We start from the raw sequence: 24,987 nt of genomic DNA, 5'->3' as shown, positions 1-24,987 counted from the left end.
GCCCGGTTCGGCATCGTGCCGACTGGGGTGGGACTGTTTTCCTCTTGTCCGGCGTGACAAGGGACTGAAAGGGTAAGGGATTAGGGATGGCAAGTGTTGAGAAGCTGCCGATGCTGGCTGAAGGCTACGAAAAGCTGACGGCGGAGCTGAAGGCGCTGCGCGAGGAACGCCCCCTGATCATCGATGCGATCGAGGAAGCCCGCGCGCACGGCGATCTCTCTGAAAATGCCGAGTATCACGCCGCCAAGGAGCGGCAGGGTCAGGTCGAGGCCTCTATTGGCGATCTGGAAGACAAGCTCAGCCGCGCGCAGATCATCGATCCGACGACACTTTCGGGCGATCGCATCGTGTTCGGCGCAACAGTTACGCTGCTCGACGATGCCGACAAGCCGGTGCGTTACCAGATCGTGGGCCAGGCTGAGGCGGACGCCAAGATCGGGCGAATCAGCTACAACTCCCCGCTCGGCCGCGCGCTGATCGGGCGCCGCGTGGACGACGAGATCGAAGTGACGGTGCCTTCGGGTGACCGCTTCTATGTGGTCGAGAAGATCGAGTTTATCTGAAGGCTTGGGCCTCGCGACTGCGTTGGCTGCCCGCGAGTTCGGCAGGGCAGGAGGGTGATTGCGCTTGCTGCCCTGGATTGCTTCGTCGGCTTTGCCTCTTCGCAATGACGAGGGGGAGGGGCTGACACATTAGCAGGGGCCTATTCCCAGTTGCTTCGTCATTGCGAGCGCAGCGAAGCAATCCAGGGCGGTATGCACTGCGCTCTGGATTGCTTCGCTTCGCTCGCAATGACGAGGTAAGTCATTTGGGAGCTGGCGCTCACTCCGGCTTGTGCAGGTCCGGTTCCAGCAAGCGGTGGAGGTGGACCACCACATAACGCATCTCGGCATCGTCCACGGTGCGCTGGGCGCGGCCGCGCCAGGCATCCTCGGCGCTGGCATAGTCGGGATAGACCCCGACGAGGTCGATGGCATTGAGATCGACGAATTCAAGGTGCTGCGGGTCCTTGACCCGCCCGCCCATGACGAGGTGCAGCTTCTGCATGGTTGGTTGGTCCGCTTTCTTGGGGAGGAGGCGAGACCTGCCACTGGCAAAATGGTGAGGGGCGCGCAAGCCCCGCCGAATGCGGAGAGGGCTGTTTACTCGCCCCTCTTGCCCGGCAGACGGCGGGTGATCAGCGGGCCCAGCGTGCGCAGGGCCTTGCCGGCAAGCGAGGGCAGGCGCGAGCTCTCAGGCTTTGCAGGTTCTTCCGGATCGGCAGAGGCGGCGGCGGCCTTTTCTCCGGCGGCGCCGGCGGCATAAGCTGCAGCGAGTTCGAGGCCCAGCGATGCCACTTCGAGCGCGCGCCGGGGCAGCGAGGTGCGTGAGAGCGAGCTCTTGGCCGAAGGCTTGGGCCCTCCGCTCGCCGAACGGGGACGTGCGAGCGCCCCAGCAACAAGCGCGCCGAGCAGGATGCCGCCCGCGACCATGGCGACGGGGTGTTCCTCGACGAAGCCCTTGACCTTGCCGAGCGGATCGGTCGCCGGTTCGGAAGTCGGGGCGGTTTCGGGGGTTTCGCTCTCGGTCATGTCACATCCTCGTCGGCTTGCGCGGCGTCGTTGTCGCTTGTGGCGGCGAAGCGGTTCTTGATCAGGCGCATCAGGGGACGGCGGAAAAACCATCCGGCAAGCAGCGCGGCGGTGCCCGCGATCACCGGGATGTTGCCCAGCGCTACGGCCTTGGCTTCGCCCAGCACGCCAAGCGCGCGCGACTTGGCCTCATCTTTTACGCGCGCGGTGATCGGCCGTTCGGCCACGCTGCCGCGCAGCACGGCCAGATTGCCGCGAACGCGGGTCCATGCCGCGTCGCGCCGCGCGCGGACCAGCTCGAAGGGTTCGCCGCTCATGTCGTCTCGTCCTTCCGGGCCGGGCCCTTGAGCACGCGGACCACTGTGCGCACGCGGTGGATGGCGCCGAGTATGCACAGGCCGGTTAGCGCCAACAGGCCGAGCACGACGACCGCCAGCGCGCCCCACGGCCCGATCAGGGGCGCGAGTGCAAGCAGCAGGCCTACGACCAGCGCCATGAGTGCGAAGAACAGGAGCGCCAGCGCCAGTGCAGCGAGTGCGAGGATGCCCTTGGCGCGGCCAAACACGAAGCCGGCGCGCGCCTTCTGGAAAGCCAGCTCGGCCTCGAACAGTGCCTGCCCGTTTTCAAACAAGGCGCGGGCATTGCCGAGCAGGCTGTCGTCAGCCGGACGGGAATCGGGATCGGTCACGCGCGGCGATCAGGCTTCCGAGGTTTCGGATGCGGGCTCGGCCGCCGCAGGCTTGCGGCGCAGGAAGCGCGAGAGCACGAAGCCGGTGACGGCGGCGATGCCAAGCGCCTTGACCGGGCTCTTGCGCACGAAACCGACGATTTCCTCGCCGATTTCGGGGATGTCCTTGGCTTCGAGCGTCGCGGCGGTCGATTGCAAGGTGTGTGCGGCGCCGCGGGCATAGTCGCCGTATTGCACCCCAAGCTTCTCGTCGATCACGCCGGCGTTGCTCTCGATGGTCTCGCCGATGGTAGAGAGCGCGGCGGTCGCCTTGTCCTTGCCCTGACGTGCGAGATCAAGTGCAACGACCTTGGCCTGCTCGGCATAGACGCCGGCTTTCTCGCCGATTTCGCTGGCCGTGGAGGTTACGGTCTCTGTGAGCGCAGCAGTCCGCTCGCGTGCTTCGCCGGTGAGATTGGCGGCGCTGACCTTGGCATCCTCGATCGCCTTGCCAAAGCGGCTGGTGACGGCTCCGGCGGTTTTGGCAGCAGCGTCCTCGATCTGGGCGACCTCGGCGGGCACACCTTCGAGGGCGGGCGCGGCTTCGGCAGCGACAGTCTCGACGACCTTGAGCGCGGCCTTCTTGCGGGTCTTCGCGGGCTTGGGAGCGGCGTCTTCGGGGGTTTCGGCCATGGTTGCGGATCCTTTGCTGCAGCGATTCTGCACGTTGGGGTCCTACTACTCCAATTGCCGCAAGTGCGAAAGGAGATGGCGGGCGGTTTTGCCCCTATCCGCGGGGCGCCCGGGGCGTTCCGGCTTGCTCCGGCGGCCAACCGCCGATAGGGGCGCGAGGGAAGCGGGCGGGACATGGGGGTCCAGCCTGCCAGACAGATCCAAAGCATAGGGAAACCGCCATGACCGCGATCATCGACATTCACGCCCGCGAAATCCTCGACAGCCGGGGCAACCCGACCGTGGAAGTCGATGTCCTGCTTGAAGACGGCTCGTTCGGCCGAGCGGCGGTGCCTTCGGGCGCTTCGACCGGCGCGCACGAGGCGGTCGAGCTGCGCGATGGCGATCCCGCGCGCTACAAGGGCAAGGGCGTGCTGCAGGCTGTGGGCGCGGTGAATGGCGAGATCGCCGGTGCGCTTGTCGATATGGACGCCGAGGACCAGCGCGACATCGACATGGCGATGATTACGCTCGACGGCACCGAGAACAAGAGCCGCCTTGGCGCCAACGCGATCCTCGGCACCAGCCTCGCGGTGGCCAAGGCTGCGGCGGATGCGCGCGGGCTGCCGCTCTACAGCTACGTCGGCGGGGTTTCGGCGCATCTGCTGCCGGTGCCGATGATGAACATCATCAACGGCGGCGAACATGCCGACAACCCGATCGACTTCCAGGAATTCATGATCATGCCGGTCGGCGCGCCGACGCTTGCAGAGGCGGTGCGTTGGGGTTCGGAAGTGTTCCACACCCTCAAGAAGGCGCTGCACCAGAAGGGCCTCGCCACCGGTGTGGGCGACGAAGGCGGCTTTGCGCCCAACATCGCCAGCACGCGCGATGCGCTCGATTTCGTCATGGCCTCGATCGAACAGGCCGGGTTCAAGCCGGGTGAGGATATCGTGCTCGCGCTCGATTGCGCGGCGACCGAATTCTTCAAGAACGGCAAGTACGAGATCAGCGGCGAGGGGCTCTCGCTCTCGCCCGAGGCGATGGCGGATTACCTCGCCGCGCTGACCGACGCCTACCCGATACGCTCGATCGAGGACGGCATGAGCGAGGACGATTTCGAAGGCTGGGCCGCGCTCACCGCCAAGATCGGCAAGAAGGTGCAGCTGGTGGGCGACGACCTTTTCGTCACCAACCCCAAGCGCCTGACGATGGGCATCGGCATGGGCCTTGCCAATTCGCTGCTCGTGAAGGTCAACCAGATCGGCACGCTGACCGAGACGCTTGAAGCGGTGAGTATTGCACAGCGCAATGGCTATACCGCAGTCATGTCGCACCGTTCGGGCGAGACCGAGGACGCGACCATCGCCGACCTCGCGGTTGCGACCAACTGCGGCCAGATCAAGACGGGCTCGCTCGCGCGGTCGGACCGGCTGGCCAAGTACAACCAGCTGATCCGCATCGAGGAAGAGCTGGGCCAGTCGGCGCGCTATGCGGGCAAGGCTGCGTTTGGTAGGCTCGCCGGATAAGACCGCCCGATCGCGGCGGTTCATCCGGAAGGGCCTGGTCGATGAGACGAAGGTTGATGATCGCCGCAGCGCTGCTGGCGATGCCGACAACGGGTCAGGCCCATCCGGATCATGCTGCAGGACCTGCAGGTACACCCGCGCGCGCTGCGGTCACTCCGCTCCTGCAGAACGCTATCGAGGGCGGCGGTGACAAGGAAGCGGCGCTGCTGCTGGTGACATACGCGCCAGGCGCGGCGGACCCTATCCACCGCCACAATGCGCTCGTTTATGTCTACGTGCTCGAAGGTTCGGTCGTGATGCAGGTGCGGGGCGGCCCGGAAGTGACCCTGAAGGCCGGCCAGACTTTCATGGAAAAGCCCAGCGACATTCATGTCGTCGGCCGCAATGCCAGCAAGACCAAGCCGGCCAAGTTTCTGGCCTATTTTGTCAAGGACAAGGGCGCGCCGCCGGTCGTTCCTGCCGAGTGACGCTTTCGCCGCGCTTTGCGGTGGGGTTTAGACTGCCTTTGCCATGATCACCTGCGTGCGGGCGAGGACGTTCATCCCTGGCGGCGCTGGTGCATCGGTAAAGCCCATGCGTTCGTAGAGCCCGAGGGCGACATCGAGCGCCTTGAACGATTGCAGATAGAGCGCGGGGCCGCCCTGCTCGGCAGCGAAATCGAGGCACTTCTGCACGAGTGCGCGCCCGGCGCCATGCCCGCGCGCTGCTTCGGTGACGACCAGCTTGCAGAACTCGAAGCCGCTATCGCCAAGACCCTTCACGGCGACCGCGCCGACCGTTTCCTCGCCGATCCGGGCAAGGAAGGCCTCGCCGCCGCTGGCGCCGTAGTAGGTGGCGGGATCGGCCATGATCGCGGCGTCCTCGGCCTCGACCACCCGGCCCATGCCCTCGAGCCAGGGGATCCAGATCGCGGCGAATTCGTGGGCTTGCTCGGGTGTCATAGGGGCGATGGTCAGCATGGATTTACTTCTAGCAGCGCGCGGTGCCGATAGGCCACGAATTTTGCCGGATCACTTTAATCGAGCGCTTAAAGCCTCTTCCCAAGTGCGCTCCGGCCTGCCAGCTTGGGGTCAGGAGAGAGAACCGATGGCAGAATTTCCAACCGCGCCAGGCGAGGTGGACTCGGCGTGGCTTGAATTGCAGCTCGGCAAGGCGGGGTTGCTCGGCCAGGCGCGCATCGCCGATTTTACATGGGCTTCCATCGGCACGGGCCAAGTGGGCGATACCGCACGCTTTGCGCTGCGCTATGACCGCCCGACGGCGGCGCCCGCGACGCTCGCGGGCAAGTTCGCCTCGGCCGATCCGACCAGCCGGGGCACGGCGGCTTCGATGCAGCTCTATGTCAAGGAAGTGGGTTTCTATCGTGACCTGGCGGGGCTGATCGAGGTTCGCACGCCGCGCGTCTATGCGGCGGAAATCAACGCGGATGGCACCGATTTTGTGCTGCTGTTCGAAGACCTTGCACCGGAGCGTGGGGGTAATCAGCTCGAAGGCTGCGGCCTCGCCGATTCCGAAGCGGCGGTGCGGCAGGCGGCCGCGCTCCACGGTGCGACCAAAGCGCACCCGGCGGTGCTCGGGGCAAACTGGCTGCACGGGCGTGAGGGCCTGCTGGGCGAGATCGGGCGGCTTTATCATCAGGCCCATGTGATTTTCCGCGAGCGCTATGACGGACAACTGGCAAGCGATGCCCTGGCGCTGTGCGATGCGCTCGATCTGCGGGTGGAGCGATGGCTGAACCGCCAGCCCGAGGAGCCCTGCCTGATCCACGGCGACTTCCGGCTCGACAACATGCTGTTCGGCGTGGGCAGCGGGGCGGAGCCCATTGCGATTGTCGATTGGCAGACATGTGCCATCGGCTGCGGGATGACGGACGTCGGGTATTTCATGGGCTGCGGGATCGGCAGCGATTTGCGGCGGCCCAACGAGGCGGCCCTGCTGGCGCTCTATGCCGAGGAAATGGCGCGGCATGGGGCCCCGATTGCGCAGGATGTCATGATGCGGCGCTACCGCATCGGTGCGCTGCATGGCCTCTTCACCGCCGTGTTCAGCGCGGCCTTCGTGGTGCGCACCGAGCGGGGCGATGCCAACTTCCTTTCGATGGCGCGCGGCGCGGCCGAACTCGCGCTGGATCACGATAGCATCGGCGCTTTGGACGCCATGATGGAGACCGGACAATGCTGACCAAGGGCGACGATTTCCCGCTGCACCAGACCCCGGAGCCGGTCGCCTATTCCGGCACGGACCGCAATTTCTACGACCGCTATTTCTTCAACGGCTATGCGCCCGACAGCAGCAACTTCTTCGCGGCGGCCTTCGGCATTTATCCGCACCTCAATGTGGCGGACGCGCATTTCTGCTTTATCCGGGACGGAGTGCAACATTCGCTGCATGCCTCGCGCGAACTCGCGATGGAACGGCTGGATCTGACTTGCGGGCCCATTGCCATCCGCGTGGAGGAGCCGCTCAAGCGCCTTTCGATCAGCGTGGAGGGCGAGGGGATCCGCGCCGAGATCGTCTTTACCGGGCGCGCCTTTCCGATCGAGGAGCCGCGCTTCATCCACCGCATCGGCCCGCGCACTTTCATGGACTACACGCGGCTGACGCAGAACGGGCACTACACCGGCTGGGTCGAGATCGACGGGGTGCGTACAGTTCTGACGCCGGGGACGGCGGGCACGCGCGACCGCAGTTGGGGCGTGCGGCCTGTGGGCACGAGCGATACCCAGCCGCACGGGCACGGCGTGGTGCCGCAGTTCTTCTGGCAGTGGACGCCGGTGAATCTGCCCGCGCGCAGCCTGTTCTTCCACATCAACGCGGACGCCCACGGCGCCCCATGGAACACCCGCGCTGTGATCGCGCCCGATGGAGCGGGCCATGACGGGTTTGTCGAGACACCGTCCGCAAGGCTCGATACCCAGCTGGAGCCGGGCACGTTGTGGCCTGCCGGCGGGACCTTGACCGTCGGCGGCGGCGAGGATGTGCTGACCGCGACATTCGAGCCGCTGGTGCGCTTCCAGATGCGCGGCCTTGGCTATACCTCGCCGACCTGGGGCCATGGGCTCTATCACGGGGTGCTGGCCGTGGAGCGGGAGGACATCGTGCTCGCCGAGGTGGACCCGAAGCGGATGGACAACTTCCACGTGCAGATGGTCTGCCGCGTGGCGACGAGCGCGGGCGAGGTTGGCACCGGGGTGTTCGAGCAGCTGATCTTCGGTGCCTACGCACCGCTGGGGCTGGGATAGCGCCCTTCCCTCGCAAAGCCTGCCAGTCTGGGCGGAAACCGCATGTTCGGCCAACTGCGATCCGTCTCGGACCAAAAAGTCGATGGCATGACAATCGGCCTCACACGCACGCCATTTGGCCCGATCCTGTGGCCATCCGGCCGCCACCATCGCGCAGTCTATGGCAAGACTGGACGATGATACTGCCAAATTGGACGCGACGCCGATTGATCACCGTCAGCCATGACCTAAGCGTCTGTCGAGATCCCGGTTCCGGGATATGCTGACTGCGCTGGAGGTCGCCCGTGGCACGATTTGAGGCTTACTCATCGTTCGACATCAACCACGTGTACTTCTGGCTCCTCAATCCCGGGGAAGATCCGATCAGCTGGGGGACGGGTACGACCGAGTTCGCCGGAGTGACCTATCGTGCTGCGGTCGGCTACTACTACTATGCCTTTGATAATCCCGAAGCAACGCTGCTGGGCGGGGCTGACCTAGGGCTGGGCTCGGCTGCAAACCTGACAGGTACTACGATCCAGCTCATTCAAGGCTTCACGGGAGATTTCAGCTCCGGCACACCGATTTACTCCCTTGTCGCAAATGTGCCGGTCAGCCTGTTCAATGATGCTGTCTACAGCAGGGTTGAGAGTACTTCTGTCTTCTCCGAAGCGCTCAAAGGAGACGATGTCATCGAATTGTCCAGCGAAAACGATGTGATGAGCGGATATGCCGGTGCTGATCGCATCAATGGATATGCCGGGAACGACAGCCTCTACGGCGGCGATGGCAATGATCGCATTTGGGGCGGCGCGGGATACGACTTCATCAGCGGCGATGCGGGCAACGATATCATCAGCGGGGGCGTGGGGATCGATACTGCGAGCTATGCTTCCGCTGGGGCGGCTGTGGCGGTCAATCTCGGGATCAGCGTGGCGCAGGACACGCTGGGCGGCGGGATCGACCGGCTCACAAGCATCGAGAATCTCGTTGGCAGTGGATTTGCAGATCAACTTACCGGAAACAAGGGCGCCAACGGCATCACTGGAGGTGGCGGTGACGACACCTTGATCGGCCTTGAAGGAAGCGACGTGCTTGCCGGTGGTGATGGCAATGACTTGCTCGATGGCGGAGTAGGCGCGGATACCGCAAGTTACAGCGACAGCTCGGCAAGGGTTGTGGTCAAGCTTGGCATAGTCGGAGCACAGAAAACCGGAGGCGGCGGAACAGATACGCTTGTAAGCATCGAGAACGCCTTCGGTTCCGATTACGATGACAAGATTGTGGGGAGCGACGGGGCGAATATCATCTGGGGTGGGGCCGGAGCCGACAGCATCGCCGGCGGCGACGGCAACGACAAGCTTTATGGATCGTATGGGCCTGGTTTTTTTGCTGACGGTCGCAATGTTCTCAACGGCGGAGCTGGCAATGACCTGCTGGTCGGTGCGTTCAACCCGGATACTCTGGTCGGCGGCACGGGTAATGATACGCTGGTCGGACAGGAAGATTCCGATAGCTTGACGGGCGGGACCGGTGCAGATCGCTTCGTTCTGGCGTACGACCTATATTCCGGGACCGATCTGATCGTCGATTTCTCTGCGAAGCAGCATGACAAGATTGCTCTCTCGCTGGCCAAGAACACGGATGACGCTTTCGCTTTCGAAGCTGGGGCGGGTGGGAAGCTGACTGCGGATGAATTCTATTCTGCCGCCGGAGCCACCAATGCTCAAGATGCGAGCGATCGGATCATCTACGACAGCACCACGGGCGCACTTTACTACGATCCGGATGGCAATTTGGCCGGAGGGATAGATGCCTTCCAGATTGCCCAGCTTGGCAGCGGGACCACACACCCGGCGCTGACGCTGGCCGACTTCGTGATTGTGGCGTGACAGGCCGGCGCAGCGGCGCTGCCCAGGGTCGGCGCCGCACTCCCTGATCGGCTGTATGACCGCGCTTCCTGCCATATCGGAGGCGATGTCGATTGATCGCCGGTCGGGCGGATTTACGATCGTTTTTCAAACACATTCCGGTTTTTCGGAAGGTTCTGGAGACCAACTTTGGCAAGATTTGAGGCCTATTCGCCCTTCGACATCGATTCTGTGAATTACCAGCCGCTAGACCCATATATTGGATCTCTTGTCAGCGCGGCTGTCGGCGCGACAGAGTTCCGCAGCGTTACTTATCCGACCGGGGTCGGCTTGAATTACGAGCGCTTTGGCGATTTCTATTCAGTGGTTCTGGGAGGGACCGATCTGTCGTTGGATGGTTCACGAAACCTAACGGGCTCAACAATCCAGCTCATTAGTGGTTTTGACGGGGATTTTTCCTCAGGTAATGCAACTTACGTACTTATCGGCAGTGTACCGGTCAGTCTGTTCACGAGCGCCGTGCGAGGAGCGGTTGAAGGCTCCGCGGTGTTTGCCGAAGCTTTCAAGGGCGCCGACCAGATTATCCTGTCCGGCTCGGCCGATGTCATGCGCGGCTATGGCGGCAATGATCGCATCGAGGGCAATGGCGGCGATGACAGCCTGTCGGGCGGTGATGGCAACGACACCATTCTGGGCGGAGAAGGCAACGACGTCATCAGCGGCGACGCGGGCAACGACACGATCAACGGCGGCCTCGGAACGGACCTGGCCGACTACAGCGGAGCCGGAGCAGCCGTCACCATCGATCTCGGCGTAACCGTGGCCCAGAATACGTTCGGCGCCGGGTCTGACCGACTGACGGCCATCGAAAGCCTTCTCGGCAGTGACTTTGCCGACCGCCTGACGGGCAACAAGATCGGCAACCAGCTTTCGGGAGGTGCCGGCGATGATACGCTGCTAGGCCTTGGCGGAAACGATGTGCTGGAAGGCGGTGCCGGCAACGATGTGATCGATGGCGGAACCGGTCTGGACACGGCGAGCTATAGCGCCAGTTCGGGCCGGGTGTTCGTTACCCTTGGCCTCGCCGGGCCGCAGAACACCAGGGGCGGCGGGACGGACACGTTTGTCAGCATCGAAAATCTCACGGGTTCGAATTTCAACGACCGGCTTAACGGCGACACTGGCGCGAATGAAATCCGGGGCGGGGGCGGTGCCGACATCATCAACGGCGGCGTGGGGAACGACAAGCTTTATGGCGGGCTGGGGCTTGGGATCGGTCCCGACGGCAACAACCTGCTGGACGGCGGCGCGGGCAACGACTTGCTGGTCGGGGCCGATGGCATTGACACGCTGATTGGCGGGACGGGCAACGATACGCTGGTTGGCCAGTTTGGTGTCGACATCCTGACGGGCGAGGCGGGCGCCGATCGCTTCGTTCTGGCAGCGGACCCTAATGGTGGGTTCGATCTGATCGTCGATTTTTCCGCGGCGCAGGGCGACAAGATTGCGCTGTCGCTGGCCAATGGTGATATAACGGATCCGTTCGCCTTCGCGGCCGGTGCGGGGGGAAGCCTTGCCGCGGACGAATTCTATTCCGCTTCGGGCGAGACAACCGCGCAGGATGCGGGCGATCGGATCATCTATGACAGCATGACCGGCGCGCTCTACTACGATCCCGACGGCAATATCGAGGGTGGGGTCGGAGCCGTTCAGATTGCCCTGCTTGGGGTAGGGGGCACGCATCCGGCGCTGACGCTCAGCGATTTCGTGATCGTGGCCTGATACGCGGCGCGGCTTACGCCCTCGCCGTCCTGGCAGGTTGCAGGTCGCACCTTGCCTGCCAGGGGCGCAGAGAGGCCTTCCTTTCAACACGATGGCTCCACTTGCGGGCCCCGCATTTGCGCTCCGCGCGACGCGCAGAAGCGTCTCACATGGCGCCAAATGCGATGCAGTTCCGATTGCGCGTCCGGGGCTTGGGCCTAGCACTTGCGCGATGAACGAGAGTGGTGGGTTCACTCAGGTTGGAGACCGTCTGTGGCAAAGTTCAAGGCAGAGTCATCTTTTAATATCAATTCTTTGTACTACGATCTACTTGATCCGCGTAACTCTGACGTCTCCGCTGCCGGTACGCTCACGGCTGATATCGACGGTATCACTTTTCCCGGCTCGGTCGGGTTCAACTTTGCGAACACGGACCTTGGGGCGATCATCCTTGGCGGGGCCGACCACAACTTCAACAAGATCGGAAGTGTCACAGGAACCACCATTAAGGCGATCGTCGGCCTCTCCAGCGATGTCTTCGGTGTCGCCCCACGGTTACCTACGAACTTTTTGGAAACGCGCCGGTCGGTCTTTTCAACGACGTAGTGCGCGGGGTCGCGCCGGGTGCCTCCGTCGCGGTGTTCGCCGAAGCCCTCAAGGGCGCAGATGTGATTGTCCTTTCAAACGAGGATGATGTCATGAACGGCTTTGTCGGTAATGACGTCATCACGGGCAACGCCGGCAACGACACCCTCGCTGGCGACGACGGCAATGATCGCATTCTGGGCGGCGCGGGCAACGACATTATCAGTGGTGATACGGGCAATGAAATGATCAGCGGCGGCGCCGGTACAGACATCGCGACCTACGGCTCTGCAGGCAAAGGGGTGACGGTAGATCTCGGCCTGACCGCGGCGCAGGATACCGGGGGCGCCGGCATTGACCGGTTGTCGGGCATCGAAGGCCTCATCGGCAGCGACTTTGCGGACGTCCTCACTGGCAACAAGGTTGCCAACGAGATTTCCGGAGGCGGCGGTGATGACACTCTGCTCGGTCTGGGCGGCAATGATCTGCTACGTGGCGGTCGAGGCAACGACCGCATCGATGGCGGAGCCGGTATCGATACCGCCAGCTATGAAGACAGCGACGCTCGGGTCGTGGTCACGCTTGGCCTCGCCGGGCCACAAGATACCCGTGGCGGCGGAAAGGACACGCTGGTCGGGATCGAGAATGTCCTCGGATCCATTTACGATGACAAGATTGTGGGTGATGCGGGCGCGAACGTGATCTTGGGCGGGTCCGGCGCGGACAGCATTGTCGGCGGCGATGGCAACGATACGCTATATGGCTCCTACGGACCCGGGATTTACGGTGACTATGGCAACCGGTTGAACGGCGGCGGCGGAAATGACGTGTTGGTCGGGGCTTATGGCCAGGATACGCTGGTTGGCGGAACGGGCAACGATACATTGGCCGGGCAGGAAGAGCCCGACGTGCTGACCGGTGGGACGGGTGCCGATCGGTTTGTCCTGGCCTCGGATAACGCATTTTACGGGGTCGACCTGATCACCGATTTTTCTGCAGCACAGAATGACAAGATCGGTCTTTCGTTGACGCAAGACGCTTTCGAGATCGGCTTTACCTTTTTGGCCGGGCCGGGAGGCAGCCTCGCTGCATCCGAATTCTATTCCGCGTCTGGCGCGAACACGGCACATGATGATAGCGACCGGATCATTTACGACAGCAGCAGTGGCGCACTGTACTACGATGCGGACGGCACTGGGGCAGACAGCCCCTGCAGGCAGATTGCACAACTTGGCAGCGGAAGCACGCATCCCGCGCTCACGCTAATCGATTTCGTGATCTTGGCCTGAACTGCTGCCTGCGTAGTGCGATTTTGCACCGCCCGGTTAGTTTTCACGGCGCCCGCCGCACCGGCACCGGCACGTTGCAGATATCCACCCCGCCAGCCGGGCGGATATAGAACGCATCGCGCCGGTTGGCCCGCGCATCGGCGTAGCGTGCGAAGCTCTCGCTTTCCGTCGAGAGGTACTGGTAGCGCGGCAGATCGGGCACATCGGTGCCGATGCGGATTTGGCGGATCGGGGTGCGTTCCTCGGCAGTCTTGTAGAACCCGATATCGCCGGTGCCGCGCGGCAGGCTGGAAAGGTGCTCCATCCCCTCGATCACCCGGCCGACCACCGCGATATTCCGATCCAACTGGCGCGGGGCTTGGCCGATGACCGCATAGAGTTCCGCTCCCGAGCCGGTGTCGGGGGGATAGTCGCGACCGACGCCGACAGTTCCGTAGCAGTGGATGGGCCACATCGCGCTTCCGTCGCTCGCCACCGGCCAGCCAGAGGCAGTCATTCCCACCTGCAAGGAATAGCTGTCATCGCGCACGTCGGGCGGCTTGCGCCAGTGCACAGCGACAGGCGACAGCAGAGGATCAACTCGGCGGCCGTCCGGCGTGGCCATCATGACTTTCTGGAACGGGACTTGATACGCCTCCACTGGCACCACATTCAGCCCAGCAGGCAGCGGCTTGGCCTTCACCTTGTCCTCGCCATCCGGATCGCCCCATTGCACGACATAGCCGTCCTGCACGCGGTTGATGCTCGTGCCGTCCCACCACTTCGCGGCAGCAAGCATCCGGATATTGCCAATCCACCCCTGCGAGAACGGGGCCGGCAGAAGCTGGACCACCACCCGCCGCGCTCCGCCCTTGGCATCGGGCGCAAGGTCCATCACCAGAAGATCGGACGGCGCGACGGTCGCCCAGTCCGCCGGAGGGGCTGCCGCAACGATCTCGGCCGGCGCAAGCGCTGAATTTTTCGCAGGCGCAGCGGTGGGCGCAGGTTCTTGCTTGGGGGAAGGGGCGGGCGCGGCATTGCAGCTGGCCAGCAGGGCGACGGAAAGCAGAAGCGGGTGTTTCATAACAAACCCCTTCTGCCAGCCTTCGCGCGCTTGCGAAAGCGCTTCCATGCGGTTAGGGCCCGCGCTTCCAGTGCATGCGGAGCGGTGGCCGAGTGGTCGAAGGCGCTCGCCTGGAAAGTGAGTATACGCCAAAAGCGTATCGAGGGTTCGAATCCCTCCCGCTCCGCCAACATCTCATCGCGAATCCATGAGATGGGTCCTACGGGGCCAGAAAATCCCCAGCTTCCGCGCCATTTTGCCAATGACGGGCGAACCTCAGAGACTGCCGGGCCGGCCAAAATCGGTCTCTGATCGGCTTTTGTCTCTTTTCACCCGAACCCGATCTGGAATGGCTCGGTCTCCAGAAACGACGTAAATCCAAGGTTTTTTGGCTTTCGTTCAACCGAACCTTTTCCGCCCAATCTCGGCTGGCAAACGGGAATACAACTGGTGGTATTTCTGGCGGCAGCAGGCCAAAAGCCACGCAGTCTGCTATGGCTCTCGGCATGACGACCCGCAGCGCTATCGACAGCTTCACTGAAATCGCCACTCTGCGCATCGAGCTTATGGGCTCCAATCCGCTGATCTGGCGCGTGGATGAAGTGCCCACGTCCATCACCCTGAAGGTGCTGCACGACATTGTTCAGGTCTCGATGGGCTGGTGCGATTATCACCTCTGGGAGATGGTGATCGACGGGAAGACCTACGGCCTGCCGATCGACGAGGACTTTGGTACCGCGCCCCGGAAGGTGGCAGATCGGGTTCGCTTGCGTGACGTGCTGACAGGCGAAACGACCCGGATCGACTACATCTACGATTTTGGCGACAGCTGGGAGCACAGCCTTGTTGTCAGCGACGTCCGGGCAGGCGCACCCGGAACTGGCTATCCCCGCTTCATTGCCGGCGAGCGCGACTGCCCGCCGGAGGACTGTGGCGGCATCCCCGGTTTCTACGAGATGCTTGAAGCACGGGTCGACCCCAAGCACCCAGACCATGCGGACGTCGTTGAATGGCTCGATGACTATGATCCCGAAGAACTGGACGTGTTCCCGATCGAAGGCGCGCTTGGCCGTATTGCTGCCCGTCGCAACGCGGCCGCCAAGCGCATCATCAAGCCTGCGAATGATTGATCACGCGGAGCGCAGTCTGACGTTCTCGGCAGCCTGAAGCCACTCATCGAGTTTTGACCACCGCCGCCGCCCGGACTCATTCTTGACCGCGATGGCGATTGCCTTGGATTGGCCGACCAGCACCACGAGCTTCTTTCCTCGGGTCACGCCGGTGTAGAGCAGGTTCCGCTGCAGCATGGCGTAATGCTGGGTCATGACCGGAATGACGACGGCAGGGTATTCCGAGCCCTGGCTCTTGTGGATCGTCGCGGCGTAAGCCGGGACCAGCGTGTCGAGTTCGCCGAACTGATAGCTTACCTCGCGGCCATCGAAGTCGACCAGCAGTTCGCCATCATCGGTGTCGACAGACTGGATGTAGCCAATGTCGCCATTGAACACATCCTTGTCGTAGTCGTTCTCGATCTGCATGACCTTGTCACCAGGAGCGAAGGTCCAGCCGAAGCGCTCCACCTTGGCGGTCGGATTGGGGTTCAGCGCGGCCTGCAGCTCGATGTTCAGCGATCGCGCGCCAACCCCGCCGCGGTTCATGGGACACAGCACCTGCACTTCGCGCACCGGGTCAAAACCAAACTTGCGCGGGATGTGCTTGCCGACGAGATCGATGATCCGCGGCACGGCCTGTTCCGGATCTGACGCCGGCATGAAGTAGAAGTCGGTATCGCCTTCAACTTTGCCCAAATCAGGGATGCGGCCGCGGTTGATCTGGTGCGCGGTGGTGATGATCCGGCTTTGGGCGGCCTGGCGGAAAACCTCGGTCAGTCGGACCACCGGGACAGCATCCGACTGGATGATATCGGCCAAGACCTGCCCAGGCCCGACCGATGGCAACTGGTCGATGTCGCCGACGATCAAAAGCGCGGCGGTATCCGGCACAGCCTTCAGCAGCGACTGCATCAGCATGACATCGACCATCGAGCTTTCGTCGACGACCAGCAGGTCGCATTCGAGAGGGTTGTCTTCGCTGCGCTTGAACCCGAACGCCTTGGGGTCTAACTCCAGAAGGCGATGTATCGTCTTGGCCTCCATGCCCGTCGCCTCGGCCATACGCTTGGCGGCGCGCCCTGTTGGTGCGCACAGAAGAAGATTGACGGACTTGGCCGCCAGGACACGCAGGATGGAATTGACGATGGTGGTCTTGCCGACACCAGGGCCGCCGGTGATCACTGTTACCTTCGAGCGTAGGGCAAGAGACACGGCTTCCCTTTGACTGGAAGCAAGGGTCAGGCCCGTGCGCCCCTCAATCCAAGGCAGGGCCTTTTCTGTGTCGATGGCAGCCCACGGCAGCTGTCCCTTGAGCAGCGACATTAACCGGTCTGCGATGGCCTTTTCGGCGTGATACAGCCCGCCAAGGAATATGCAGTCGATGTCGCCGACCGTGTCAGCCACGACCGTGCGCTCCTCCAGTTCCAGCGCCAGCGCTGTTTCGATCAGCGCGCCCTCGACCTCGAGCAGCTTGGCTGCCAGCTGCTTCAATTCGGTCACGGGTTGCCCACAGTGCCCTTCGCCCATGGCCTCGGTGAGGGCAAAGGAGACGCCAGCGCGAATCCGCACCATGGCCGTCTTCTCGATGCCCAGCTTCTCGGCGATCGTGTCAGCCGTGCGAAAGCCGATCCCGCGGATGTCTTTGGCGAGGCGATAAGGGTTGTCGCTCATCACCTGCACGGCATCAGCGCCGTAGGTCTTGAAGATGCGCACGGCGCGCGCAGTGCCGACGCCATTGCTATGCAGGAACACCATGATCTCGCGAATGACTTTCTGATCCGCCCACGCTAAAGTGATCTTGGCTGCGCGCATGGGGCCGATTCCCTGGACCTCACGCAGCCGTTCAGGGGTGGCCTCGATGACATCGAAGACGTCCTTGCCGAACATCTTCACGAGCCGCTTGGCATAAACTGGACCGATCCCGCGGATCATGCCGGAGCCGAGGTATTTCTCGATCCCCTCGATCGAGGATGGCTCCGACGTTTTGAGAAACCGGGCCCGGAACTGTAGGCCATGGTTCCGATCATTGGTCCATTCGCCGGACGCGGTGATCCATTCCCCGGCGGAAATCATCGCAGCGTGACCAATCGTCGTTACCAGATCGCGGTGACCGCGCGCTTTAACCCGCAAGACGCAGAAGCCACTTTCCTCGCTGTGAAAGGTCACCCGTTCAACATTACCAACAAGAACTTCCGAGGGTGATTGCGCAGGCTGGTTCATCGCAGGCGCCGAGGCTCCTCGACTTCCTCTGCATCCTCGGTCGAAGCATGCACCTCTTCCCGGATGATCTTCTCGGTGATCTCGAGCAGGTGGGCGGTCAGGGCTTCGCTCAACTCCTCAAACTCAGGCCAGAGCATCGTCTTTACGAAGCCCGCCGGGGCTTTGATGATGACCGTCTGACGGTGCATGCGGGGGTAGCGGAATGGTCGGAGCCCATACCTGCGGCACAGCGCGATGAAGAGCTGGCGCGACCATGGGTCAGGAATCGAGAACTTGAATTCCTCTGCCTTTTCTTTCTTGCTGGCCGATTCAAATTGTTTGCGGATGCGTTCAGCCGCAGCGCCGGCAGCGGCCTTTTCGCCGGCCGTGGAGGCACCTGCGTAAAGCGCCTCGATCTTGCGGAGTTTTTCTCGCAGGCTGTCTTCGGATTGCATGGCGACGATCAGTGCAAGGAAGACCGGGGCAGTTCGATGCCCGCCAGCATCTGCCGCCGCGCTCGCGCGCAGGATATCACGGCCTCATGGATCTCGGCCTCCATGATTTTGGTGAGTTCGCTTACATGCTTGAATGTCGTCTCCAGCTGGGTTCGGTTTTCCGCTTGGATATCGCGAGCCACGAGATCCTCAATTCCGGCCATCATGGCGCGAAGTTCCCCAAGGTGCCCAAGCGCTTTGTGAGCGCGTTCCGGCAGGTCTACCCGGTCCTCGCCATTAAACAGGCCTTCGACAAAGCCCTCGAGTTCCTGCCGACGGACCTGCGCGAGTCTGGCAAGATTCTGAGCTGATGGCTCAAGTGCAAGGCGCTGCAAGCGGAACGGGGCAGAGCGGCTGTTGTGCTTGGTCAGACTGTTCCACAAGCCATTGACCAGCACATCGATCAGTTCGTTCAGGTCCTCAATTGAGTCGAAGGGCGGAAATTCGCCGCCCCACAAACCTTTCACAATCGGCAGCGGGGACGCCTCGATGATCGGAGAGGCAAGCCCGCCCAGAAACCGCGTGCGAACTTCGTGATAGGGAACCGGGCATGCATATCTGTCGAGCAGGTCGCGCAGGGTCTTTTCAGTCGGGGATTTGAACTTAGGCGGCATGGCTTCGTGTTATAGCACGGGACCGCCACATCGCCAGATTGCGCCGAGGGCTATTCCGCCGGGAATACGATTCCCTTTTGCGCCGTCCACGGCAACTCTGCCGCCGTCGACATATCCTTCAGCGACACCGCCGGTGACGTCCGCGCAATCAGGATCTGCTCCAGCACCACCGGCGCCAGATAAGCCAGCTTCAGCATGCGGCGGATATACGCTGGCGTGACCCCTTCTGCATCGGCGACATCCTCGATGGTCGCCAGAGCACCAGATTCCAGCTTCCTCCGCCAGCTCCATGCCTTGGCTATTGCCTTCAGCACATGCGGATCCACGACACCGGTGTCCGGCGCCATGTCGGCAGGCGGGACGATCTTAGGCCGCCCGTTGCGCTTGCGGATGGTGAGCGGGACGAACACCCGCATGGTCGTAGGCGCGGCGCTCATGCGGCCTTCTCCTTCGGGCGCGGGGCCAGCATGTCCCGGATGACCGAGCTCAGGCCGTCGGTGCGAAGGTCGACGGTCAGCCCCTGCTGGCTGACGATGACCCGGTCGATAAGTAGACGAGCGATGCGGGCCTGCTCGGCTGGAAACAGCGATGTCCAGAGGCCGTCGAAGTCCGACAGCGCAGCGACCACATCATTGTCATTCGATATCGATGCGCAGTCCTGCAGGACCACAGCCACCTTCGCCGCGACCTCGGGCGTCCGGACCAGGACGCGGATTTGTTGCACGACGGCGTTTTCCACCAGTCCCGCATTCAGCCGGACAAAGGCGTCGCGGCCCTCGCAAGCCCGATTCCGGATCGCATCCATCGAGGTATAGTAGCGGTAGTGGCGGCTGCCCTTCTTGGTGAACGTCGGCGTCATGGCGATGCCGCGATCCGTGAAGATCAGCCCCTTCAGAAGGGCCGGTACCCGCGTCCGAGTGTTCGCGGCGCGCTGGCGCGGACTTTCCTGCAGGATGGCGTGCACCTGATCCCAGAGCTGCGGCTCGATGATGCCCTGATGCTCGCCGGGATAGCTGGTGCCCTTGTGGACTGCTTCACCCAGATAGAGCCGGTTGCGGAACAGCTTGTACAAGAACCCCTTGTCGATCTGCTTGCCCCGCTTGTTCAGGGTGCCCTTTGCCACCAGTTCACGGGTCAGCAGGGTCGCTGATCCCAGTTCGACAAAGCGCTGGAACATGTGCCGGACCGTGGCAGCTTCGGCCTCATTGATCACCAGCTTACGACCCGCAACATCGTAACCCATCGGCACGAACCCGCCCATCCACATGCCCTTGGCGCGGCTGGCAGCGACCTTGTCGCGGATGCGCTCGCCGGTGACCTCGCGCTCGAACTGGGCGAATGACAGCAGGATGTTCAGCGTCAGCCGCCCCATGCTGGTGGTCGTGTTGAACGCCTGCGTCACGGACACGAACGTCACGTTGTTGCGGTCGAACACCTCGACCAGCTTGGCGAAGTCCATCAGAGAGCGCGACAGACGGTCGATCTTGTAGACGACGATGACGTCAACCAGCCCGGCCTCGATATCCTCGAGCAGCATCTTGAGCCCCGGGCGATCAAGCGTCCCGCCCGAGAACCCGCCATCATTGTAGTTCTCGCGCATGCAGGCCCAGCCTTCGGAACGCTGGCTGGCGATATAGGCCTCGCAGGATTCGCGCTGGGCATCGAGGCTGTTGAACTCCATGTCCAAACCCTCCTCGGAGCTCTTGCGGGTGTAGATGGCGCAGCGAAGGCGGCGCGTTGGCGGCGTGTCTCTCATGCTGTCCCCCGCAGGCCAAAGAAGCGGTACCCGTTCCAGCGGGTGCCGGTGATGTCGCGGGCGATCGAGGACAGCGACTTGTAGCGGCGTCCCTGCCAGTCGAAGCCGTCGTTCAGCACCGTGATCACATGCTCAGCGCCGTCCCACTCGCGCACCAGCCGGGTGCCGATGACCGGATTGCGGGGATCGCTGATCACGGATCTGCGGACCTTCTTGCCCTCGACCTCGTCAGCTAGGGCATCGAGCAGCTGCCTGACCGGCTTGGAAGGGCCGCCCCAGGTCAGCTCCTGGATCCGGTAAGCCAGCCGCTGTTCAAGGAACGGCCGGCTGTTGTTGGGCGCAGGCGTGCCGATCAGGGCCTGCCAATGCGCCTTCAGTTCAACTACCGTCATATCCTTCAGGGCCGCCAGCCTGGCCAGCACCTGGGTGTCGTCCGCCACCACCTTCATTGCCTGATTTTGCATTATCGTCCTCCAACTCGGGCTCGTGCCCGGGGACGACTGACGCTCTTGGCCGCCGAGATTGCGAGTGAACTATCTCCGCTGGCAGTAGATATAGAACTGGACTGTTCGCGCATGCGCAAAACGCCCGCGGCGAGGATGCGGCCCAGCTCGGACAGCCGGGCGTCGACGGACAATTCGTGGGGCGGCGCGGCGTTCGGACCACAACCTCATGAGTGCGCCAAATAGCAAAATGATTTGGCACATATTTAGCGCAACCGGTGCGCGCCAAATACCGGGAGCCCTTAAGGGAGGAGGGTTTAGCGCAAAGCGCGCCAAATGGCGGCGCGTTTTTGCGCACAACCCGCGCACCTCCCTTTGCAGGCGCTCCCGTTCGCTTCGGCACAGCAAGGGAGAATTGGCATGAACCGTGAGCATCATTGACCTGACTGCGACCATATTTCCGCCCAGCACCTATGCCGGCGTCTCCGTGGCACAGACCCGAACAACATCCCCGGCACGGTCGAGGGAGGGTATCTCTGATGCCCTTTTCTATCATACGGCAGGCGCCGGAATGTGCGGCAGTGGCATCGTGCTACTGCGCAAAACCACCGCAAACAGGGTGCTGCGGTAGTAGCGGAACCCCTAAAGAAAAAACTACTACCGCAGCAGTCGCCGCAGTGGCGACGGCTACTGCAGCAGTGTCGCAGTTTTCCCTTCAGGGGGTTCCGCACGCCAGTGCCGCGAAGCTGCCTGCCTCAATCCGGGTCGCCAAGGACGAGGCCACCACCGTCCTGTCGGTCGAGAAGCAGAAGGACGGCGAGGAACTCGACGACCTACATTTCACGATGAAGGTCGTCGATCTCACCACGGGGCTTGGGGCCGAGCAGAGCACGCTGGTGCCGGTGCTTGGGCCAGCCGCCATACCCATCCAGCAGAAGGGTCTCAGCTGGCACCAGATCCATGAGATCTTCAAGGCCGTCGACGAGCAGTGGCACGCGGGTACACCATGGTCTGCGTTCCCGCAGGCCAAGCGCCGCGGCCGCTATATCATCGAGATGATCACCCACACCTACGGGGTGTCTGCCCGTGAGGCTCTGGCCTGCATCAGCCAGTGGCAGCAGCGCGGTTACATGGCCACCGAAGGCGGAAAAACGATGAACCGGGCATCCGGTCTGAGGGTCGTCAAGTACATGGAGAGCGGCCAATGAGGGCTCTGCGGAAGGCTGCGGAAGCAAGGTTTTTCGTCTGCGGAAGCACCTGCGGAAGGTTGCGGAAGCACGGGCGGAAGCATGCGGAAGGCTACACTTATGTTCCCCCATACCCCCTAGGGCTTCCGCAGCCGCTTTGCGCGTCGCGTCAGCCTCAATTTATCAGCAAAGAAAGGAGGGGCGCATGAAGGGCGCGCCACCGACCCGTCATGGTCAGATCAGCGACATGCAGGTCATCATCAACTGCGTCGACCAGCAAGTCGTCGATCTCACCACGGGGCTTGGACCTGAACAAAGCACGCTGGTGCCGGTGCTGGGCGCCGGTGCAACGCCGGTCGGGGAAAAGCGCCTCAGCTGGCACCAGATCCGAGATATCTTCCAGGCGATCGACGAGGCCTGGCGTGCCGGCGCGCCCTGGTCCGTATTCCCTCATGCCCGGCGCAAGGGGCGGTTCGCGGTCGACCTGATCTCCGACCAATATGGGGTCACCAAGCGCGAGGCGGAGACCTCGATCACCAAGTGGCAGCAGCATGGCTACCTCGTCACCGAGGCCGGAAAGTTCCACGGCAAGGCGTCTGGATTGCGGGTCGTCAAGTACCTGGAGCCCGACAGATGAGCCCCAAAACCCAGTTGTCGGAAGCAGTCGGAAGCACGGTTTTGCGTCAGTCGGAAGCCAGTCGGAAGGCGGCGGAAGCACGGTCGGAAGCTGTCGGAACGCGCAGTCGCTTCCCCCCCATACCCCCTAGGGGCTTCCGACTGCGCTTCAGGCGCATCGTCAGCCTCAACTTTAGCGAAGAAAGGAGGGGCGCATGAAAGGCACGCCACCGGCCCGGTATGCGCAGATCAGCGACATGCAGGTCATCATCAAATGTGTCGATCAGCGCGGCCGGGAACTGGACCAGCACTGGGGCATCGGCCGTCTGCCCATGCTGGTGCCCATCGAGTGGGCTGAACGGTTTTGCCGGCAATATCGCTGCGGAGCAGTTGGCTGCGGCCGAACTCTATGGCGAACTCATGGCCCGGAACCGCGGGGTCATGGGGCTGCCGCGGATCCACCCGCATTCCGCCGCTGGGTTGGTGCTGGACGAAGGGATCTTTGGTCAGAACACGAGCGTGCACGAACCCGAGTTCGTGGAGAGGGTCCGGCGGCGTGCAGCGGCAGCGATCCTGATGGTCAGAACCTCAGACGGCGATGCCCCAGCTTCGACGGGTCGTAAGCCCAGCGCGCTCGTGCACGTGGTAGCTTGCTACGATACGGACGCTGCAGCCTGGTCGCGGGCCGACCTCCGGAATCTTTGCCACGGCCTTGATGCTCTGGTGGGGCTGTTCCGGGTTCGCAGGGACAGTTCGTGATCAGATCACCTCGCCTAGCAAGTTATCTAACAAACTGAATCTATTGAGATAATGTACGATTTTGGGTTGACGGACTTTTGACATTCCTCTAGCCATTCCGAATTAGAGAGTTGCGAACTGCGCCCGGAGCCCACCCGCTTCCGGGCGTGTTTCGTTTGAGGGTTGCGCATGGCTGAGCGACTGCGCGGACGTAGGGCAGTCGTTCAGCGGTTGAGGCGCTTGCAGGCTGAACCGCTCTGCCGGGACTGCGCAGGCCGAAGCATCGTTCGGGAAGCCACCGTTCCGGACCATATCGTACCGCTGAGCCGTGGCGGTTCGGACGAGGACAGCAACATCCGCTGCCTCTGCGCCGACTGCCATCAGGCCCGCACGGCCGAGCAATTCGGGCTGCGGCGCACCGTTGGGACTGGCCCGGAAGGCTGGCCTGGCAGCTGACCGAACCCCGGGGGGGCGGTTCGTACTCAGGCCCTCTCGGTAGGGAAACCGCGCATGGCCCAAAGTTTTCACGCCCGCGAGTTAGCGACCGGGGGTCAAATGACTTACGACCGGGCTCTGGGCGATACCGTCAGGCCAAGGAAAACCAGCATGGCCTGATTCAGGCGAACGATGTCCTCGTCGCCCAATCGTCCAACTTGCGCACCGAGTTTAGATTTGGCCACGGTCGTGATCTTGTCGGCCATCAAGCGGCTGGGGCTGCGCAGCCCGTTGCGTTCGCTGGGCTCTACCAACACCCGGAACAGCGGCGCGTCGGTTTCATCGGTCGTGAAGGCGCAGATGGTTATCGACTGGGTGGCGTCGAAAACGTCGTCCTGCACGATAACGACCGGCCGGGGTTTTCCCGCATAATCACCGCCGCCGGAAACGGTCCAGATATCACCGCGCTTCATCAGATGAGCGGTTCAGAAATCGCATCGATGAAGGCCTGATCGTCACCGGCGTGATCGCTGTTGGCAACGGCCAGCGCCTGACGATGGGCCTGAGCCTTGAAGCTGGGCGCTCGCACGTCGGGCACCCAGATCTGGATGGGGCGCATGCCCTGCTCGCGCAGGCGGACGCGATGGGCGCGAACCTTCTCGCGCGAAGAGCCAGATGCTGCAGCCACCATATCGACCTCCTTCCATAGAGTTACATGTAACTTACCATCGGACGACCTACCGCACAAGTCCGACGGTGCCGACGGATAAAATCCCTTCCCGTCAAAACTGGAGAGCTGCCGTGAAACAGGTGCAGTCAGCCGGCAGCGTTGCCCACGAAGAGTGGCGCGCCATACCGGGGAACGAAGGTTACGAAGTCTCGAGTGAGGGGCGCGTTCGCTCGATTAATCGAACCCTGTCAGACGGCCGCCGCTGGTGCGGAAGGATTATGAAGCAGCGCACGACGCGACATGGATACAAATCCATCACCCTTTCGACCGGGAGCCGAGGACGCGGGCGAACGGCGAACGTTCACACGCTGGTCGCGGAGGCGTTCCTCGGAGAGCGACCGACGGCGCACCGCTCATGCGCAACAAAACGGCACGGCTCTAATCCCAGCTGGTGGAAAGCTGGGGGTCATGTGTGGACGACCCCTGCGGCGCAAGAGCTTTTGTTTAGCGATGAGC

At 62.8% G+C, this 24,987-nt stretch carries 29 protein-coding genes and 1 tRNA gene; 15 read left to right on the top strand and 15 right to left on the bottom strand.

The genetic code is table 11. From position 1 onward, the window contains the following. Nucleotides 1–86: 86 nt before the first annotated feature. Nucleotides 87–563, top strand: coding sequence for a transcription elongation factor GreA (gene greA, locus WCL10_RS17670; RefSeq protein WP_336896965.1), 477 nt, complete (start codon nt 87–89; stop codon nt 561–563). A gap of 259 nt (nt 564–822) precedes the next feature. On the opposite strand, the gene WCL10_RS17665 is transcribed toward greA, so the two are convergent. The 5 genes from WCL10_RS17665 to WCL10_RS17645 all read right to left on the bottom strand — a co-directional run bounded on the left by WCL10_RS17665 (nt 823) and on the right by WCL10_RS17645 (nt 2,931). Next, complete coding sequence (locus WCL10_RS17665) at nt 823–1,047, bottom strand: DUF4170 domain-containing protein (protein ID WP_336896964.1); 225 nt, start codon at nt 1,045–1,047, stop codon at nt 823–825. Nucleotides 1,048–1,142: 95 nt separating this feature from the next. Next, entirely contained in the window at nt 1,143–1,571 is a 429-nt protein-coding gene (locus WCL10_RS17660; RefSeq protein ID WP_336896963.1) for a hypothetical protein, read from the bottom strand. Next, nucleotides 1,568–1,888, bottom strand: a complete 321-nt coding sequence (locus tag WCL10_RS17655) for a hypothetical protein (RefSeq protein ID WP_336896962.1) — start codon at nt 1,886–1,888, stop codon at nt 1,568–1,570. The genes WCL10_RS17660 and WCL10_RS17655 overlap by 4 nt, the downstream gene beginning before the upstream one ends. Beyond that, nucleotides 1,885–2,259: a hypothetical protein gene (locus tag WCL10_RS17650; protein ID WP_336896961.1), complete on the bottom strand. Its 375-nt coding sequence runs from the start codon at nt 2,257–2,259 to the stop codon at nt 1,885–1,887. Before WCL10_RS17650 ends, WCL10_RS17655 begins: the two co-directional genes overlap by 4 nt. A gap of 9 nt (nt 2,260–2,268) precedes the next feature. Next, nucleotides 2,269–2,931: a hypothetical protein gene (locus WCL10_RS17645; RefSeq protein ID WP_336896960.1), complete on the bottom strand. Its 663-nt coding sequence runs from the start codon at nt 2,929–2,931 to the stop codon at nt 2,269–2,271. A 221-nt stretch (nt 2,932–3,152) separates the two neighbouring features. Here WCL10_RS17645 and eno point away from each other — a divergent pair, with 221 nt between their 5' ends. Both eno and WCL10_RS17635 read left to right on the top strand, forming a co-directional pair. Further along, the gene (gene eno / locus WCL10_RS17640) at nt 3,153–4,439 is read left to right on the top strand and encodes a phosphopyruvate hydratase (protein WP_336896959.1); all 1,287 of its coding nucleotides are present in this window, start codon (nt 3,153–3,155) and stop codon (nt 4,437–4,439) included. Between the two features lie 41 nt (nt 4,440–4,480). Further along, entirely contained in the window at nt 4,481–4,906 is a 426-nt protein-coding gene (locus tag WCL10_RS17635) for a cupin domain-containing protein (protein WP_336896958.1), read from the top strand. A gap of 27 nt (nt 4,907–4,933) precedes the next feature. On the opposite strand, the gene WCL10_RS17630 is transcribed toward WCL10_RS17635, so the two are convergent. Next, nucleotides 4,934–5,398 carry a GNAT family N-acetyltransferase gene (locus WCL10_RS17630; protein ID WP_336896957.1) on the bottom strand — a complete coding sequence of 155 codons (465 nt, stop codon included), beginning with the start codon at nt 5,396–5,398 and terminating at the stop codon, nt 4,934–4,936. A 127-nt stretch (nt 5,399–5,525) separates the two neighbouring features. Between WCL10_RS17630 and WCL10_RS17625 the strand changes: the two genes are divergently transcribed. From WCL10_RS17625 to WCL10_RS17600, 6 genes are all read left to right on the top strand, one after another. After that, nucleotides 5,526–6,620: a phosphotransferase gene (locus tag WCL10_RS17625; protein ID WP_336896956.1), complete on the top strand. Its 1,095-nt coding sequence runs from the start codon at nt 5,526–5,528 to the stop codon at nt 6,618–6,620. Then, nucleotides 6,614–7,681: a hypothetical protein gene (locus tag WCL10_RS17620; protein ID WP_336896955.1), complete on the top strand. Its 1,068-nt coding sequence runs from the start codon at nt 6,614–6,616 to the stop codon at nt 7,679–7,681. Before WCL10_RS17625 ends, WCL10_RS17620 begins: the two co-directional genes overlap by 7 nt. A 284-nt stretch (nt 7,682–7,965) precedes the next feature. After that, the gene (locus WCL10_RS17615) at nt 7,966–9,552 is read left to right on the top strand and encodes a calcium-binding protein (RefSeq protein WP_336896954.1); all 1,587 of its coding nucleotides are present in this window, start codon (nt 7,966–7,968) and stop codon (nt 9,550–9,552) included. A gap of 525 nt (nt 9,553–10,077) precedes the next feature. Further along, on the top strand, nt 10,078–11,313 hold the full coding sequence (locus WCL10_RS17610) for a calcium-binding protein (RefSeq protein WP_336896953.1): 1,236 nt from the start codon (nt 10,078–10,080) through the stop codon (nt 11,311–11,313). A 252-nt stretch (nt 11,314–11,565) separates the two neighbouring features. Continuing rightward, nucleotides 11,566–11,898 (top strand): hypothetical protein, encoded by a 333-nt coding sequence (locus WCL10_RS17605; RefSeq protein ID WP_336896952.1) that lies wholly within the window; start codon nt 11,566–11,568, stop codon nt 11,896–11,898. Nucleotides 11,899–11,930: 32 nt separating this feature from the next. Further along, nucleotides 11,931–13,166: a calcium-binding protein gene (locus tag WCL10_RS17600; RefSeq protein ID WP_336896951.1), complete on the top strand. Its 1,236-nt coding sequence runs from the start codon at nt 11,931–11,933 to the stop codon at nt 13,164–13,166. A gap of 43 nt (nt 13,167–13,209) precedes the next feature. Here the strand turns inward: WCL10_RS17600 and WCL10_RS17595 are convergent, their stop codons facing one another. After that, nucleotides 13,210–14,229 (bottom strand): peptidylprolyl isomerase, encoded by a 1,020-nt coding sequence (locus tag WCL10_RS17595; RefSeq protein WP_336896950.1) that lies wholly within the window; start codon nt 14,227–14,229, stop codon nt 13,210–13,212. A gap of 78 nt (nt 14,230–14,307) precedes the next feature. Here WCL10_RS17595 and WCL10_RS17590 point away from each other — a divergent pair. Both WCL10_RS17590 and WCL10_RS17585 read left to right on the top strand, forming a co-directional pair. Continuing rightward, nucleotides 14,308–14,398: transfer RNA gene (locus WCL10_RS17590), tRNA-Ser, on the top strand. A gap of 316 nt (nt 14,399–14,714) precedes the next feature. Then, nucleotides 14,715–15,338 carry a plasmid pRiA4b ORF-3 family protein gene (locus tag WCL10_RS17585; RefSeq protein ID WP_336896949.1) on the top strand — a complete coding sequence of 208 codons (624 nt, stop codon included), beginning with the start codon at nt 14,715–14,717 and terminating at the stop codon, nt 15,336–15,338. Here WCL10_RS17585 and WCL10_RS17580 read toward each other — a convergent pair whose 3' ends face one another. Genes WCL10_RS17580 through WCL10_RS17555 form a run of 6 tightly spaced genes read right to left on the bottom strand, consistent with a single transcriptional unit; the run spans nt 15,339 to nt 20,847 of the window. Continuing rightward, nucleotides 15,339–17,540 (bottom strand): ATP-dependent RecD-like DNA helicase, encoded by a 2,202-nt coding sequence (locus WCL10_RS17580; protein WP_336896948.1) that lies wholly within the window; start codon nt 17,538–17,540, stop codon nt 15,339–15,341. Continuing rightward, entirely contained in the window at nt 17,537–17,974 is a 438-nt protein-coding gene (locus tag WCL10_RS17575) for a hypothetical protein (protein WP_336896947.1), read from the bottom strand. Before WCL10_RS17575 ends, WCL10_RS17580 begins: the two co-directional genes overlap by 4 nt. 8 nt (nt 17,975–17,982) lie before the next feature. Further along, complete coding sequence (locus WCL10_RS17570; RefSeq protein ID WP_336896946.1) at nt 17,983–18,627, bottom strand: hypothetical protein; 645 nt, start codon at nt 18,625–18,627, stop codon at nt 17,983–17,985. A 50-nt stretch (nt 18,628–18,677) separates the two neighbouring features. Beyond that, nucleotides 18,678–19,064 (bottom strand): hypothetical protein, encoded by a 387-nt coding sequence (locus WCL10_RS17565; RefSeq protein ID WP_336896945.1) that lies wholly within the window; start codon nt 19,062–19,064, stop codon nt 18,678–18,680. Then, on the bottom strand, nt 19,061–20,383 hold the full coding sequence (locus WCL10_RS17560) for a recombinase family protein (RefSeq protein ID WP_336896944.1): 1,323 nt from the start codon (nt 20,381–20,383) through the stop codon (nt 19,061–19,063). Before WCL10_RS17560 ends, WCL10_RS17565 begins: the two co-directional genes overlap by 4 nt. Further along, complete coding sequence (locus tag WCL10_RS17555; RefSeq protein WP_336896943.1) at nt 20,380–20,847, bottom strand: DUF2924 domain-containing protein; 468 nt, start codon at nt 20,845–20,847, stop codon at nt 20,380–20,382. Before WCL10_RS17555 ends, WCL10_RS17560 begins: the two co-directional genes overlap by 4 nt. 677 nt (nt 20,848–21,524) lie before the next feature. On the opposite strand from WCL10_RS17555, the gene WCL10_RS17550 reads away from it, so the two are divergent. The 4 genes from WCL10_RS17550 (at nt 21,525) to WCL10_RS17535 (ending at nt 23,822) form a co-directional block, all read left to right on the top strand. Further along, nucleotides 21,525–22,034 carry a hypothetical protein gene (locus WCL10_RS17550; RefSeq protein ID WP_336896942.1) on the top strand — a complete coding sequence of 170 codons (510 nt, stop codon included), beginning with the start codon at nt 21,525–21,527 and terminating at the stop codon, nt 22,032–22,034. A gap of 184 nt (nt 22,035–22,218) precedes the next feature. Next, nucleotides 22,219–22,650 carry a hypothetical protein gene (locus tag WCL10_RS17545; protein ID WP_336896941.1) on the top strand — a complete coding sequence of 144 codons (432 nt, stop codon included), beginning with the start codon at nt 22,219–22,221 and terminating at the stop codon, nt 22,648–22,650. A 254-nt stretch (nt 22,651–22,904) separates the two neighbouring features. Continuing rightward, nucleotides 22,905–23,387, top strand: a complete 483-nt coding sequence (locus WCL10_RS17540; RefSeq protein ID WP_336896940.1) for a hypothetical protein — start codon at nt 22,905–22,907, stop codon at nt 23,385–23,387. Between the two features lie 168 nt (nt 23,388–23,555). After that, a complete protein-coding gene (locus tag WCL10_RS17535; protein ID WP_336896939.1) occupies nt 23,556–23,822 on the top strand; it encodes an HNH endonuclease signature motif containing protein in 267 nt (88 codons plus the stop codon). 104 nt (nt 23,823–23,926) lie between these two features. Here the strand turns inward: WCL10_RS17535 and WCL10_RS17530 are convergent, their stop codons facing one another. Both WCL10_RS17530 and WCL10_RS17525 read right to left on the bottom strand, forming a co-directional pair. After that, nucleotides 23,927–24,274, bottom strand: coding sequence for a type II toxin-antitoxin system PemK/MazF family toxin (locus WCL10_RS17530; protein ID WP_336896938.1), 348 nt, complete (start codon nt 24,272–24,274; stop codon nt 23,927–23,929). Next, the gene (locus tag WCL10_RS17525) at nt 24,274–24,492 is read right to left on the bottom strand and encodes an antitoxin MazE family protein (protein ID WP_336896937.1); all 219 of its coding nucleotides are present in this window, start codon (nt 24,490–24,492) and stop codon (nt 24,274–24,276) included. Before WCL10_RS17525 ends, WCL10_RS17530 begins: the two co-directional genes overlap by 1 nt. Nucleotides 24,493–24,987 lie beyond the last annotated feature (495 nt).

This window comes from Novosphingobium sp. (assembly GCF_037133355.1).
In the GTDB taxonomy this organism is placed as follows: domain Bacteria; phylum Pseudomonadota; class Alphaproteobacteria; order Sphingomonadales; family Sphingomonadaceae; genus Novosphingobium.
The sequence above is the reverse complement of the archived record's forward strand: the minus strand, read 5'-3'. Positions and strand labels throughout refer to the sequence as shown.